The sequence below is a fragment of the Azospirillum lipoferum 4B genome, from assembly GCF_000283655.1.
Classification (GTDB): domain Bacteria; phylum Pseudomonadota; class Alphaproteobacteria; order Azospirillales; family Azospirillaceae; genus Azospirillum; species Azospirillum lipoferum_C.
Window position 1 is genome coordinate 224,016 of the sequence record NC_016586.1, and the last position, 13,554, is coordinate 237,569.

The following is a 13,554-nucleotide window of genomic DNA, read 5'->3' on the forward strand; positions in this document are numbered from 1 at the left end:
CGGTCTGGACCCGTCCGACGCCTCAATGGGCCATCAGGATCGGCAGTGTGGGCGGTTCGCGCAGGATGTCCAGTGTCACGCCGCCCCACACCCGCTCGCGGACGCGGCTGTGGCCGTAGCCGCCCATCACCAGCAGGTCGCAGCCCAGCGCCTGGGCGTTCTCCAGCAGCGCCCGGCTGACGCCGGAGGACACGGAGATGCGCTGGACGGTGGCGACGATGCCGTGCAGGGCGAGATAGCCGGTCAGCCGGTCGGGATCGGCCGAGCGGCTGTCCTGCGGCGTGTCGGTGGACAGCACGACGACCTTGCCGGCCCGGTGCAGGAAGGGGATGGCCGTGGCGACCGCGCGGGCCGCCGCCGCACCGCCGTCCCAGGCGACCGCGACAGTGTTGCCGAGCGACGGCGGCTCCGCCTTCGGTGCCAGCAGAAGCGGCCGGCCGGAGCCGAACAGCGCCGCCTCGATCACCGGACCCATGGCGTTGGTGCCGTCGGACGCCTGGGCGATCACGGCGATGTCGGCCAGCCGAGCCTCCTCCGACACGGTTTCCGCCAGCGGGCCGGTCGCCTGTTGCCAGGAGGCGGTGACGCCGCCATGGCGGCCGCGGAATTCGTCGAACAGCTGGTGGGCGGCGTCCACCACCTCCACCTGTTCGGCTTGGCCGATGCGGATCAGCTGCTCCACCAGCGCCTTGGGTATGGCGGCGCTTTCGATGGAGGTGCGGATTTCCACCTGCGGCATGACGCTGAGCCCCTCCACATGGGCGCCGAAACGTTCGGCGACCAGGAAGGCGGAGGCGACGGCGCGGCGGTCCAGCGGACGGCCGGTGAGGGGAACGAGAACCTTCTTCATTGCGTGTTCTCCGTACAGGGACCGGCTCACAGGATCAAGGCGGTGTGGTTAAGCACCTCCCGGCTGCCGCGCCAGATCATGTCGAGGGCGACGTAGGTGATGATGAGAAGGCCGACCCAGCCGATCCAGCGGTGCTTGTGCAGCATGTGCGCGATCACGTTCGCCGCAGCACCCATCAGCACGACCGACAGGATCAGGCCGATGACCAGGATGGTCGGATGGTCCTTGGCGGCGCCGGCCACCGCCAGCACGTTGTCGAGCGACATCGACACGTCGGCGACGACGATCTGCCAGATGGCCGCGCCCACCGTGGTTCCGGCCGCCGCTGCCGCCGCCGCGGTGCCGACCGCTGCGCCACCGCTGCCGGCGGAGACATCGGGCGCTGCCATCGCCTCGTCCGGCGCGACCTCGTCCGTGCCATGGGAGCGCAGCTCGCGGAACATCTTCCAGCACACCCACAGCAGCAGCACGCCGCCGGCCAGGGTCAGGCCGATGATGGCGAGAAGCTGAGCGGTGATCAGCGCGAAGAAGATGCGCAGCCCGATGGCGGCGGCGATGCCCCAGAAAATGACCTTCCGGCGCTGGGCCATCGGCACCGCGGCAGCGGCCATGCCGACGACGATGGCGTTGTCGCCGGCAAGCACGAGATCGATCGCGACGACCTGCCCCAACGCGACGAGCTGCGGCCAAAGATCGAGGGAGTCCATGAACACAAGTCCTTCCGGATGTCAGGCTGGGAGGGGGAAGCCGGCAAAGAGTGGGCGATCAGACCGTCGAGGTCTTGCCGGCATGGTCGGACGCGGCGGTCCGGTTGCGGCGGCGCATCACCAGCGGGCCGACCACCAGCAGCAGGGCGATGGCGAGCAGCGCGGCGGAAATCGGATGGGTGATGAAGACGGTGGCGTCGCCCTGGCTGATGGCGAGCGCGCGGCGGAACTGCTGTTCGGCCAGCGGCCCCAGGATCAGCCCGACGACGCAGGGCGCCACCGGCACGTTCAGCACCCGCATGCCGAAGCCGACCAGCCCGATCACCCACAGGATGACCAGATCGACCACATTGTTGTTCAGCGTGTAGGCGCCAAGCGTGGAGAACACCAGGATGCCGGCATAGAGCCAGGGCCGCGGGATGACCAGCAGCTTCACCCACATCCCCACCAGCGGCAGGTTCAGCAGAAGCAGCAGGACATTGCCGACATAGAGGCTGGCGATCATGCCCCAGACCAGTTCCGGGTTGCTGTCGAACAGCGTCGGGCCGGGCTGCAGGCCGTATTGCTGGAAGGCGGCCAGCATGATTGCCGCCGTGGCCGAGGTCGGCAGGCCGAGCGACAGCAGCGGCGCCAGCACGCCGGCGGCTGACGCGTTGTTGGCGGCCTCCGGGCCTGCCACCGCCTCGATGGCGCCGTGGCCGAACTCCTCCGGCTTCTTCGCCAGACGCTTTTCGACAAGGTAGGACAGGAAGGTCGGGATCTCGCTGCCGCCGGCCGGAAGCGCGCCGATGGGGAAGCCCAGCAGGGTGCCGCGCAGCCAGGGCTTCCAGGAGCGCGACCAGTCCTCGCGGCTCATCCATTTGGAGCCCTTCAGCGCATAGACCTCCTCCCGCTCGAAGCGGAAGCGCGAGGCGACATAGAGCGTCTCGCCCACCGCGAACAGCCCGACCGCGACGACGACGGTGTCGATGCCGTCCAGCAGCTCCGGCACGCCGAAGGCCAGCCGCGCCTGACCGGTCTGCATGTCGATGCCGACCAGCCCCAGCGCCAGCCCGAGGAACAGGCTGCCCAGCCCGCGGGCCAGCGAATTGCCCAGCACCGCGGTGACGGTGGTCAGCGCCAGCACCATCAGGGCGAAATACTCCGCCGGGCCGAACAGCAGCGCCATCTTCACCATCAGCGGCGCCACGAAGGTCAGCGCCGCGGTGGCGATGGTGCCGGCGATGAAGGAGCCGATGGCGGCGGTGGCGAGCGCCTGGGCGCCGCGGCCCTGGCGGGCCATGGCATGGCCGTCGATGGCGGTGACGATGCTGCCCGACTCGCCCGGCGCGTTCAGCAGGATCGAGGTGGTGGAGCCGCCATACATGGCGCCGTAATAGATGCCGGCGAACATGATGAAGGCGGAGGTCGGCTCCAGATGGTAGGTGACAGGCAGCAGCAAAGCCACGGTTAGCGCCGGGCCGATGCCGGGCAGGACGCCGACCGCCGTGCCCACGGTGACCCCGATGGCCGACCACAGCAGGTTGTAGGGCGTCAACGCCACGAGAAATCCGTGGCCGAGCGCGGCGAGGGTGTCCATGGATGCGTTTCCTTCCCGAAAGGACGCTTATTCGGCCGGCAGGAACCACTCGCCGACGGTGCCGATCGGCAGGTTCAGGTCGAGGCCGTAATTGAAGACCGCGAAGGTCGCGCCGGAGAGCACGAGCCCGAATGCGGCGTTCACAAAAAAGCGGCGGTTGCCGAAGGCGCGCGCCACCGCGACGAACAGAAGGGCGGCGGCCGGAATCCAGCCGAGATACTCGATCAGCAGGAACTGCGCGGCCAGCCCGGCCGCGACCAGCATCACCGCCCGCAGGTCCAGTTCCAGCCCGCCATCATGGGCGATGTGACCGGCGAAGGCCTCGCGCAGCAGCGACAGGGCGACCAGCATCAGGCCGGCCGAGATCAGGTAGGGGAACAGGGCAGGGCCGACGACTCCGCGGCCGGCGGACGGGGTCAGCATGGTCTCGACGGCGATCAGGGCGCCCAGGGCGAACAGGCCGCCGCCGAGCAAGGCTTCGCCGATCCGCAAACTGCGGCCAGTGGTCATCGCATCCTCCCGGTGTCTATTCGGTGGCGGGCGCTCCCGATTTACGGGCGCCCGCGCCGTTGCCGCAGTTACTTGGCGATGCCGAGTTCCTTCAGCGTGCCTTCGATGCGGGTGCGGTCTTCCTTCAGGAAGCCGGCGAACCGGTCGGCCGGCTGGTACTGGTCGATCCAGCCGCGCTGCTTCAGGATTTCCTGCCATTCGGGGCTGGCGACCGCCTTGGCCACCGCCTCCTGAAGCTCCTTCATCTCGGCCGGCTTGGCGTTGGCCTGGGCGAAGATGCCGCGCCAGTTGACGAATTCCAGGTCGACTCCCTGTTCCTTCAGGGTCGGGGTGTCGGTGCCCGGCAGGCGCTGCGGCGCGGAGACGGCGATGGCGCGCAGCTTTCCGGCCTGGATCTGCGGCGTGAATTCGGAGTAGCCGCCCAAGCCCAGCGTGACGTGGCCGCCCAGCGCCGAGGCCAGCAGCTCGCCGCCGCCGGCGGTGGCGACGTAGTTGACCTTGGCCGGATCGACGCCGACCGCCTTGGCGATCAGCCCGGCGAGGATCTGGTCGCTGCCGCCGGCAGACCCGCCGCCCCACGACACCGAACCGGGATCGGCCTTGAACTTCTGCAGAAGGTCGCCGAAGGACTTGATGGGCGAGTCGGCCGGCACGACGATGCCGGTGTATTCGCCGGTCAGCCGGGCCAGCGGCGCCACCTGCTCCAGCGTGACCGCGGATTTGTTGGTGACGATTGCGCCCAGCATGATCTGGCCGCCGACCAGGATGGCGGGGTTGCGCTTCTTGGCGGTGACGAACTGCGCCAGTCCGATGGTGCCGCCGGCGCCGGGGATGTTGGCGACTTGGACGCCGGAGGCCAGCTTCTGGTTCTGCAGAACCTGCTGCAGCGCGCGCGCATGCTGGTCCCAGCCGCCGCCGGGGCTGGCGGGGGCGATGATCTCCAGCCCCTTCAACTCGGCCAGGGACGGGGTTGCGGTGACGGTGCCGGCGATCAGGGCGGCGGCGGCGAAGAGACCTTTGAAGAAGGTGGCGTGACGGGTACCCATGGGGATCCTCCTGGTGTTTTTGTTGATGAGGTGCGTTACGGGATCGCGGTGCTCGAGGCGTTACTTGACGAGGCCGAGGTCGGTCAGCACGGAGCCGATCCGGCTGCGCTCCTCCTTGAGGAAGGCGGCGAAGCGGTCGGCCGGCAGGTAGAGGTCGATCCAGCCGCGCTCCTTGGCGATCTGCTTCCATTCGTCGGTCTTGACCATCGCGCCGACGGCCTCGTCCATCGCCTTCAGCTCGTCCGCCTTCAGGTTCCCCGGTGCCATCACGGCGCGCCAGTTCACCAGTTCGACATCGACGCCCTGTTCCTTGAAGGTCGGGATGTCGATGCCGGGCACGCGCTGCGGCGCGGAAATGGCGAGCGCGCGCAGCTTTCCGGCCTGGAGCTGCGAGGCCATCTCGTTGTAGCCGCCGGTGGCGACGGTGATATGGCCGCCCAGGATCGACGCCATCATCTCGCCGCCGGCCCCGGCCGCGATGTAGTTCATCTTGCCGACATCGCCGCCCGCCGCCTTGATGAGCAGGGCGTACAGGATGTGGTCGGGGCTGCCGACGGCGAAGCCGCCCCAGGACACCGAGCCGGGATCGGCCTTGAACTTCCGGATCAGGTCGTCGAGCGTCTTGATCGGCGAATCCGCCGCCACGACGATCGGCTGGTATTCGCCGGTCAGGCGGCCCAGCGGCGTCACCTGATCGAGCGTCACCGGCGACTTGTTGATCAGGATGGCGCCGATCATGCCGAGGCCGCTGATCATCATGCCGGGATTGCGCTTCTTCGCCGTGACGAACTGGCTGAGCCCGATGGTGCCGCCGGCGCCGGGGATGTTGACCACCTGGACGCCGGAGGCGAGCTTGTGGTTCTGCATCACCTGCTGCATCGCGCGGGCATGCTGGTCGTAACCGCCGCCGGGATTGGCCGGGGCGATGATCTCCACCGATTTCAGTTCGGCGGAAGCCGGTGCGGTGAAGGATGCGGTGCCGAACGCCACCGCCGCTGCGAATGCCAGCTTGGCGGAAATGCCGACTTTCATGATGAACCCTCCCGACTGATTCTGTCCCCGTTCGGACTTATCGTTGATGACCCGGTTGACCTGCCGGCAGAGACGGCTGCGCCGCCCCGCTGCCAGGCTGCCCGGGCCGTCGCTCCGCAAACGGCATATCCGGGAGCAGGATCGATCCGCCGGCGCCTGCGCCGTGCGCGGCGCCATGGAAAACGGGTATGCGGCCTTCTGCCGGAGGCCGCGCGGGCTGGTCCGCCATGACGTTTCTCCCCAGAGCGATTATTCGTGTTGGTGATTATCTATCAGACGAACCTGTCATGAACCTGTCAGCCTTCGAGGGGGAGGGCGAAATATCCGGGATCGCGACAATCGGCTGGGCGTGCCGGGCCGGGTTCCGGCCATGGCGCACTGAAACGGGGGGCCAAAGCCTCCGTCCGGCGGGCTCAGCCGGCCAGCCCGTGGGCGATGGCGATGCGGATCAGGGCGCGGGTGCTGTCGGCGCCCAGCTTGTCCTTGATCTGGGTGCAGGCATTGGCCACCGTCTTCTGGCTGATGCCGAGCGTTTCGCCGATGGCCGCGGTGGTCATCCCGCGGCCGACCAGCGCCAGGATCTCCCGCTCGCGCTGGGTCAGCGGTGCCAGCGGGTCGGCCGGCGCCGTCAGGGTCATCAGCGCCAGTTCGCGGGCGAGCGCGTTGTCGAGATGGATGCGCCCGGACAGCACGGTGCCGATGGCCGAGGCCAGACTGTCGGGCGCGTCGTTCTTGGTGACATAGCCCCTGGCGCCCGCCTTCAGTGCGCGGGCGGCGATGGCCGGGTCCTCATGCATGCTGAAGATCAGCACCGGCACCGCCGGGTTTTCCGTCTGCATGCTGCGCAGCACCGCCATGCCGCCGCCGTCCCCCGGAATGTTCAGGTCGAGGATGACGACGTCCGGCCGCTCGGTCCGCCACAGGGCGAGCGCGCTGTCGACGTCCTCCGCCTCCACCACGCGCCCCAGCGCCGCTTCGGCCAGCAGCCGCTGGCAGCCGGCGCGGACGATGGGATGGTCGTCGACGAGAAGGATGGTGCGGGTCATGCCATGCGCTCCAGGCGATCCGTTGCCGAATTATGCGCGGGCCGGGGCAGCCGTGCCGACACCCTGGTGCCGCCGCCTTCGGCCGGGCCGATGGACAGGCATCCGCCCAAGGCCTGCACCCTCTCCGTCATGCCGGAAATGCCGAAGCCGGCCCTGTGCGGATCGTCGCCCACAGGCAGGCCGGGAGCAAGGCCGGGTCCGTCGTCGGTGACCGCCACCTCCACCCTGTCGGCATCGATCCGCAAGGAAACCGCGACCGCCGACGGCACGGCATGCCGCAGGGCGTTGACCAGCGATTCCTGCACCAGCCGGTAGAGGGTCAGGCGCAGCACCTCCTCGCAGCCGTCGAGATCCGCCGCGGCACCGGGCGGTTCGAAGGAGAGCGTCCAGGCCACATCGGGTTTGCGCCGCATCCAGTCGCCGACCAGTTCGGTCAGCGCCTCGCTCAACGGCAACTGGTCGAGCAGGGCGGGGCGCAGGCGGACCAGGATGCGGCGGCTGAGCTGGTGGACCTCCGCCGCGGTGTCGAGGATCTTGCGCGCGCGCTCCGCCGCCTCTTCCCCATCGGCCCGCCCTTCGGCCAGCCGGAGGAGCCGTCCGGCATCGACCTTGATCGCGAACAGCGCGGCGCCGAGTTCGTCATGGATGTCGCGGGCGATCTCCCGCCTTTCGGAATCCTGTGCCGCGACGATCCGCTGGCCGACGCGGCGGTTCTCCTGCTCGGCCGCGGCGAGACCGTCGGCCAGCGCGGCGATTCCGGTTCCGAGCCGGCGAAGCTCGGGAACGCCCCCGCTGTCGAAGGCGAAGCGGTAGTCGCCCTCGCGCAGCCGCTTCACCCCGGCCTCCAGCCGCGACAGCGGCGCCAAAGCCCGCCCCACCGCCAGGAAGGCCGCCGCCAGCAGCAGCACGCCGACCGCCAGCACCGCGGCGGCGAGATCGCTCATATCCTCCCAGACCTCGGCGATCTCGTCCCCAGGCTCGGCCACGACACGCAGCGTGCCGGTCAACCGCAACTCCTGCGGCTCGACGGCGATCAGCGCGGTGAACCAGTCCGGCGCCCGTCCGCTCTCCGTCTCCGGTCCGGCAGCATCGTCGCCCTCGACGAAGCGCAGATGGCGCAGCCCCAGCCCGTTCAGCATTCCGGGGCCGCCGGCCAGCGTTCCGCGCTCCGTCACCGCAAGGCCGAGCGCGCGGCCCAGTTCGAGCGCCGACGCCATCTCCGCCCGCACCGCGTCGCGGGCGTTCGCGACCATCACCGCGCCGCCGGCCACCGTCATCAGCAGCAGGAAAAGGCCGATCAGGGCCAGGATGCGCATCTTCAGGGACACCGCCGCCCGCTCCGCTATAGGACCATTGGCGGAATGTTAGTCCATCAATCTGTTTGCCTGCCATCCGCCCTTCGGACAATGGGCGGCGAACGGCGCCACATGGTTCCGCCCGTCGGCAAGCGACACGGGAAAAAATCCCGTATCGTTCGGGAAATCGACATGCGCGGACTTCAAGAAAATCTTCCCCGGAATGTCGAATGGAAAGGTAGGCCCGCCGGGAAGACTATGGGGACAGGCAGGACATGGCCCTGTGCGCCGGGCGGGATGCACAGAACAGCCTTCGACAGCGTCTTGCCGGCAAAGCGCCGCCTTCGGGCATGACACCGTCACGCACGGCCGCCTCCGCATCCGGGCGGCACAGCCTCCCGCCGTTGCCGGAGGGGGAGCGGCCGGCGTGACGGTTTCCCGCTGCCGCTGCCTGCACGCTCCTGCAGGGCGCCTTGAGCACTCCATTGCCGACCATCGCCGTCTCACGGCCAATCAACGGGGGAAACGCATGACACTTTCGTCCAACACCACCACTGCGCCCAACGCCGGCCGGTCCCGGCTGCATCGTCGTCTCGGCCTTGCCGCGGCGGTCGCCGGGCTGCTGCTGACGGCGGCCGTTCCCGCGCTGGCCGGCGAGGTCAGCTGGGACGCCATCGCCAGCGACGCGAAGAATCCCGGCGACGTGCTGATGTACGGCATGGGGGTGGAGGGCAAGCGTTTCAGCCCGCTGAAGCAGATCAACGCCGAAAGCGTGTCGCGCCTCGTCCCGGCCTGGTCCTTCTCCTTCGGCGACGAGAAGCAGCGCGGGCAGGAAACCCAGGCGCTGGTGCATGAGGGGGTGATCTACGTCACCGCCTCCTACTCCCGCATGTTCGCGCTGGACGCGAAGACCGGCAAGCGGCTGTGGAGCTACGCCCACCGCCTGCCCGACGACATCCGGCCCTGCTGCGACGTCGTCAACCGTGGCGCGGCGATCTATGGCGACAAGGTGTTCTTCGGCACGCTCGATGCGTCCGTCGTCGCCCTGAACAAGGACACCGGCAAGGTCGTCTGGAAGAAGAAGTTCGCCGATCACAAGGTCGGCTACACCATGACCGGCGCGCCGACCATCGTGAAGGACCAGAAGAGCGGCAAGGTGCTGCTGATCCACGGGTCGTCGGGCGACGAGTTCGGTGTGGTCGGCCGGCTGTTCGCCCGCGATCCCGACACCGGCGACGAGGTGTGGATGCGCCCGCTGGTCGAAGGGCACATGGGCCGGCTGAACGGCAAGGACAGCACCCCCACCGGCAGCGACAAGGCTCCGTCCTGGCCGCGTGACAAGGACGGCAAGCTGGTCGAGGCGTGGAACCATGGCGGCGGCGCGCCCTGGCAGAGCGCCACCTTCGACGTGGAGACCAACACCATCGTCATCGGCACCGGCAACCCGGCGCCGTGGAACGGCTGGGCGCGCTGGCCCGGCGACAGCCTCTATACCTCCGGCCAGGCCTATGTCGATCCAGCCACCGGCGAACTGAAGGGCTTCTACCAGCACACGCCCAACGACACCTGGGACTTCTCCGGCAACAACGAGCTGGTGCTGTTCGACTACATCGACGCCTCCGGCAAGACGGTGAAGGCGACGGCGCACGCCGACCGCAACGGCTTCTTCTATGTCACCGACCGCGTGAAGCTGGCGACGGCCGGCGGCGAGCCCAACAAGCCGAACAGCGTGCTGGCCGCCTATCCCTTCGTCGACGGCATCACCTGGGCCAAGGGCATCGACCTGAAGACCGGCCGCCCCATCGAGGTCGAGGGCCAGCGTCCGGCCCTGCCGGCCGAAGGCGAGAAGCGCGGCAAACCGGTCGAGGTGTCGCCGCCCTTCCTCGGCGGCAAGAACTGGAACCCGATGTCCTACAGTGAGGACACCAAGCTGTTCTACATCGCCGCCAACCATTGGAAGGAGGATTACTGGACCGAGCATGTCGGCTACAACCCCGGCGCGGCCTATCTCGGCATGGGGTTCCGCATCCACAAGATGTTCGACGACCATGTCGGCATCCTGCGGGCGCTCGATCCGACCACCGGCAAGATCGTCTGGGAACACAAGGAGGAACTGCCGCTGTGGTCCGGCACGCTGGCGACCGCCGGCAATCTGGTCTTCACCGGCACCGGCGACGGCTATGTCAAGGCGTTCAACGCCAAGACGGGCGAGGAGCTTTGGCGCTTCCAGACCGGTTCGGGCATCATCTCGTCCCCCGTCACCTGGGAGCAGGACGGGGTGCAGTATGTCGGCATCACCACCGGCTATGGCGGCGCGGTGCCGCTGTGGGGCGGCGATCTGGCCGACCTGACCACCCGCGTGACCCAGGGCGGGTCCTTCTGGGTGTTCAAGCTCGCCGACGTGAAGGTCTCCAGCACCAAGTGAGCCGGTCCAGCAGGATGATTCCAGGCCGGATGATCCCAGAGGAGCCGGGGCGGTTACCGCCCCGGCCTTTTCCCAACGGAGGCAACATCATGACGTCGCGCAAGAAGGCCCTGCTCCCCAGCTTGGCAGGATGCGGCCTTGTCCTTTGCATGCTGGCGCCCGCCGCCTCGGTCCTCTCCGCGGAGGTGGAAAGCGCCGCGCTGGAGAAGGCAGCCGAAGATCCGTCCGCCCGCCCGGTCGGCGGTGGCGAGGAGGAACGGGCCACCAGCGTGAACGGCTGCACGCTCGCCCCGCGCGTGACCTGTCCCAACCTCGACCTGCGGCACCGCAACCTGCGCGGGTTGGCGCTGGCGGGGGCCGATCTGCACGGAGCCAACCTGATGCGGGCCGACCTGCGCAACGCCGATCTGCGCGGGGCCAACCTGTCGGGCGCCATCCTCGACGGCGCCGATCTGCGCACCGCCTTCCTGCAGGGGGCGAAGCTGTCCGGTGCGCGTCTGCGCGGCGCCAATCTGGAATTCGCCCGGGCCACCGGCGCCGATTTCACCGGCACGGATCTGACCGCCGCCAACCTGGAGGCGATCCGCGCCGACAAGATCAATCTTACCGGCGCGAGCCTCGAAGGCGCCAACCTGCAGGAGGCGAAGCTGTCCCTGTCCAACCTGTCGGGCGCCAATCTGGACGGGGCGAAAATCCGCTTCGCGATCTTTCAGAACGCGCTGATGACCGGCTGCAAGTCTTGCCCGTCCGACTGGTAAGGGACTGTCGCCCCGGTCAGGCGATGCGGCGCAGCAGGTCGATCCGCAGCGGCTCGCCCAGCAGCGTGTCGAACTGCGCTGCGAGCCCGGTGAAGGCAGCGCCCGCCGCATGGGCGTCGAGTGCCGCCTGATCCTGCCAAACTTCGTACATCACGATGGTGCCGGGCCGCTCGCGGCTGACATGGGCGGAGTAGGCGAGGCAGCCCGGCTCCGTCAGGACGGTCGGGACGATGGCGGTGATGGCATCGGCCAGCGCCTGCTCCTGTCCGGGCTTGGCGACGAGATAGGCGACGAGTTGCACCTGATCGCTGGGCGGAACGGTCATTCTGAAAATTCCTTCTGGGCGGAGTTGGCCGGGACCGGTGCGGTCGCCGGCCATTTCTGTGTTCCGGCTGGGATTAAATCGCATCCCGCCGCGGAATCGAAAAATTCATTGTTCCGATCCCAGCCAGAAAGAAACCCGATTGTTCGTACAGGTTCGGGAGAACACCGGTGCCGGCCTTGAACGGAAAGCACATTACATCCATCTACCATCCAGTCGGATGGCGGAAGGATGGTCGGCGATGAGCGATACGGCCCGTGACCTGCGGCCCAAGGCAGGCGACAGCGAGAAGATCACGATCAATCTCGGTTATGTCGACCTGGGCCATATCGATCTGCTGGTCGATGAAGGGTTCTATTCGAACCGCACCGACTTCATCCGCACGGCCATCCGCAATCAGGTCGACCGGCACGCCGACGTGGTCCGCCAGACAGTGACGCGCAAGAGCGTCGATCTGGGCCTGCGCCATTTCAGCCGTGCCGACCTGGAAGCGGCGCAGGCCGAAGGGCGGATGCTGGACATCCGTGTCCTCGGGCTCGCCACGATCGCCCAGGACGTTTCCGCCGACCTCGCCCGCGCCACCATCGCCTCGCTGACCGTGCTGGGGGCGCTGCATGCGCCGGCCGCCGTCAAGGCGGCGCTCGCCGACCGCATCCGCTGACGCACTCGGCATCATTCCCGAATTTGGCCCGAACCTGGCCTGAACCTCGAAAGACCCCCTTATGCCCAACTCACGCCCCACCGGCTTCCTGCCCGGCATGGACGAGGTCGCCCGACTGACCCGCTCCGGCCAGCTTGCCGAGGCGACCGGCCTTGTTCAGCGCCTGCTGCGGGGGACGGGCGAACCCGGCCCCACAGCCGCGCCGGATCCCTCCGTGATAGAGGGCGAGTTCACACGGCTCGATTCCGCACCCAAGACCGAAAAGGCGCCGGGAAACAGGCCCGGCCATGCGGCGAGAACCGGTCTGGGCGAGACCCTGCGCGGCCTTGCCGCCCGCCTGCGGCCGACCGGGCTGCATGGTGCGGGGATGGGCGCGCCCCGTCTGCCCGCCGACCCGCTGCCCGACGGTGCGTCCTTCGTGACGGCATCCCACAGCGGGGCATCGGGAACCCGCGCCTACAAGCTCTATGTGCCGGCCAACCGAGGCGAGGGGCCGTGCCCGCTGGTGGTGATGCTGCATGGCTGCACCCAGTCGCCCGACGATTTCGCCGCCGGCACCCGGATGAATGCCTTCGCCGAGCGGCATGGTGTGTTCGTCGCCTATCCGGAACAGCCGGCCTCGGCCAACCCCCAGCGCTGCTGGAACTGGTTCAAGCCGGAGGACCAGCACCGCGATCGTGGCGAGCCCGACCTGCTGGCGGGCATCACCCGCCGGATCATGGGCGAGCATCCCATCGACCCGAACCGCGTCTACATCGCCGGCCTGTCCGCCGGTGGTGCGGCGGCGGCGATCATGGCGGCGGCCTATCCCGATCTCTATGCCGCGGTCGGCGTGCATTCCGGTCTGCCCGCCGGTGCCGCCGGCGATCTCCCTTCCGCCCTGGCGGCCATGCGCCAGGGTGGCCGGGCGGCTCCGACCCGCGCAGGGAACGGCCGCAAGGTGCCCACCATCGTCTTCCACGGCGACCGGGACACGGTGGTGAACCCGCAGAACGGCGATCAGGTCGCGGCCCAGGCGACCGCCGCCACTGCCGGCCTGCGCACCGAGACGCAGCAGGGGGAAGCCTCTGGCCGGCGCGCCTACAGCCGGACCCTCCACACCGATCCCTCCGGTCGGACATTGTGCGAGCAGTGGACCATCCATGGCGCCGGACATGCCTGGGCGGGCGGAAGCCCTGCCGGATCCTACACCGACCCGCAGGGACCGGACGCCACGGCGGAGATGATACGCTTCTTCCTGGAGCACCCGGTCGAGCCGCCGATGTCGGCGAAGCGGGACTGAAGACCGGCATACGCCGATTCCACACCCTGTGGGAGGGCGGC

At 68.8% G+C, this 13,554-nt stretch carries 13 protein-coding genes; 4 read left to right on the forward strand and 9 right to left on the reverse strand.

Annotation, left to right across the window (positions count from 1 at the left end):
- Positions 1 to 22 precede the first annotated feature (22 nt).
- The 8 genes from AZOLI_RS19310 to AZOLI_RS19345 form a co-directional block, all read right to left on the reverse strand.
- Positions 23 to 850, reverse strand: a complete 828-nt coding sequence (locus AZOLI_RS19310; RefSeq protein ID WP_014188812.1) for a universal stress protein — start codon at positions 848 to 850, stop codon at positions 23 to 25.
- A gap of 26 nt (positions 851 to 876) precedes the next feature.
- On the reverse strand, positions 877 to 1,557 hold the full coding sequence (locus tag AZOLI_RS19315) for a TerC family protein (RefSeq protein ID WP_014188813.1): 681 nt from the start codon (positions 1,555 to 1,557) through the stop codon (positions 877 to 879).
- A 58-nt stretch (positions 1,558 to 1,615) separates the two neighbouring features.
- Entirely contained in the window at positions 1,616 to 3,136 is a 1,521-nt protein-coding gene (locus AZOLI_RS19320) for a tripartite tricarboxylate transporter permease (RefSeq protein ID WP_014188814.1), read from the reverse strand.
- Positions 3,137 to 3,163: 27 nt separating this feature from the next.
- The gene (locus AZOLI_RS19325) at positions 3,164 to 3,646 is read right to left on the reverse strand and encodes a tripartite tricarboxylate transporter TctB family protein (RefSeq protein ID WP_014188815.1); all 483 of its coding nucleotides are present in this window, start codon (positions 3,644 to 3,646) and stop codon (positions 3,164 to 3,166) included.
- 68 nt (positions 3,647 to 3,714) lie between these two features.
- Positions 3,715 to 4,692 (reverse strand): Bug family tripartite tricarboxylate transporter substrate binding protein, encoded by a 978-nt coding sequence (locus tag AZOLI_RS19330; RefSeq protein WP_014188816.1) that lies wholly within the window; start codon positions 4,690 to 4,692, stop codon positions 3,715 to 3,717.
- Positions 4,693 to 4,752: 60 nt separating this feature from the next.
- Complete coding sequence (locus AZOLI_RS19335) at positions 4,753 to 5,724, reverse strand: Bug family tripartite tricarboxylate transporter substrate binding protein (protein ID WP_014188817.1); 972 nt, start codon at positions 5,722 to 5,724, stop codon at positions 4,753 to 4,755.
- Positions 5,725 to 6,137: 413 nt separating this feature from the next.
- Positions 6,138 to 6,770, reverse strand: a complete 633-nt coding sequence (locus AZOLI_RS19340; protein WP_014188819.1) for a response regulator transcription factor — start codon at positions 6,768 to 6,770, stop codon at positions 6,138 to 6,140.
- Positions 6,767 to 8,098, reverse strand: coding sequence for an ATP-binding protein (locus AZOLI_RS19345; RefSeq protein ID WP_014188820.1), 1,332 nt, complete (start codon positions 8,096 to 8,098; stop codon positions 6,767 to 6,769). Before AZOLI_RS19345 ends, AZOLI_RS19340 begins: the two co-directional genes overlap by 4 nt.
- Positions 8,099 to 8,594: 496 nt before the next feature.
- Here AZOLI_RS19345 and AZOLI_RS19350 point away from each other — a divergent pair, with 496 nt between their 5' ends.
- Complete coding sequence (locus AZOLI_RS19350) at positions 8,595 to 10,490, forward strand: methanol/ethanol family PQQ-dependent dehydrogenase (protein WP_014188821.1); 1,896 nt, start codon at positions 8,595 to 8,597, stop codon at positions 10,488 to 10,490.
- Positions 10,491 to 10,579: 89 nt separating this feature from the next.
- Positions 10,580 to 11,248: a pentapeptide repeat-containing protein gene (locus AZOLI_RS19355; RefSeq protein WP_014188822.1), complete on the forward strand. Its 669-nt coding sequence runs from the start codon at positions 10,580 to 10,582 to the stop codon at positions 11,246 to 11,248.
- 16 nt (positions 11,249 to 11,264) lie between these two features.
- On the opposite strand, the gene AZOLI_RS19360 is transcribed toward AZOLI_RS19355, so the two are convergent.
- Positions 11,265 to 11,573 (reverse strand): putative quinol monooxygenase, encoded by a 309-nt coding sequence (locus AZOLI_RS19360; protein WP_014188823.1) that lies wholly within the window; start codon positions 11,571 to 11,573, stop codon positions 11,265 to 11,267.
- A 238-nt stretch (positions 11,574 to 11,811) separates the two neighbouring features.
- Between AZOLI_RS19360 and AZOLI_RS19365 the strand changes: the two genes are divergently transcribed.
- Positions 11,812 to 12,231: a CopG family transcriptional regulator gene (locus AZOLI_RS19365; RefSeq protein ID WP_014188824.1), complete on the forward strand. Its 420-nt coding sequence runs from the start codon at positions 11,812 to 11,814 to the stop codon at positions 12,229 to 12,231.
- 61 nt (positions 12,232 to 12,292) lie between these two features.
- On the forward strand, positions 12,293 to 13,513 hold the full coding sequence (locus AZOLI_RS19370) for an extracellular catalytic domain type 1 short-chain-length polyhydroxyalkanoate depolymerase (RefSeq protein WP_014188825.1): 1,221 nt from the start codon (positions 12,293 to 12,295) through the stop codon (positions 13,511 to 13,513).
- Positions 13,514 to 13,554: the final 41 nt, after the last annotated feature.

Bases quoted from the DNA above. Each gene is read 5' to 3' on its own strand.
- AZOLI_RS19310 (WP_014188812.1), bottom strand. From the start codon at position 850: ATGAAGAAGGTTCTCGTTCCCCTCACCGGCCGTCCGCTGGACCGCCGC.
- AZOLI_RS19315 (WP_014188813.1), bottom strand. From the start codon at position 1,557: ATGGACTCCCTCGATCTTTGGCCGCAGCTCGTCGCGTTGGGGCAGGTC.
- AZOLI_RS19320 (WP_014188814.1), bottom strand. From the start codon at position 3,136: ATGGACACCCTCGCCGCGCTCGGCCACGGATTTCTCGTGGCGTTGACG.
- AZOLI_RS19325 (WP_014188815.1), bottom strand. From the start codon at position 3,646: ATGACCACTGGCCGCAGTTTGCGGATCGGCGAAGCCTTGCTCGGCGGC.
- AZOLI_RS19330 (WP_014188816.1), bottom strand. From the start codon at position 4,692: ATGGGTACCCGTCACGCCACCTTCTTCAAAGGTCTCTTCGCCGCCGCC.
- AZOLI_RS19335 (WP_014188817.1), bottom strand. From the start codon at position 5,724: ATGAAAGTCGGCATTTCCGCCAAGCTGGCATTCGCAGCGGCGGTGGCG.
- AZOLI_RS19340 (WP_014188819.1), bottom strand. From the start codon at position 6,770: ATGACCCGCACCATCCTTCTCGTCGACGACCATCCCATCGTCCGCGCC.
- AZOLI_RS19350 (WP_014188821.1), top strand. From the start codon at position 8,595: ATGACACTTTCGTCCAACACCACCACTGCGCCCAACGCCGGCCGGTCC.
- AZOLI_RS19355 (WP_014188822.1), top strand. From the start codon at position 10,580: ATGACGTCGCGCAAGAAGGCCCTGCTCCCCAGCTTGGCAGGATGCGGC.
- AZOLI_RS19360 (WP_014188823.1), bottom strand. From the start codon at position 11,573: ATGACCGTTCCGCCCAGCGATCAGGTGCAACTCGTCGCCTATCTCGTC.
- AZOLI_RS19365 (WP_014188824.1), top strand. From the start codon at position 11,812: ATGAGCGATACGGCCCGTGACCTGCGGCCCAAGGCAGGCGACAGCGAG.
- AZOLI_RS19370 (WP_014188825.1), top strand. From the start codon at position 12,293: ATGCCCAACTCACGCCCCACCGGCTTCCTGCCCGGCATGGACGAGGTC.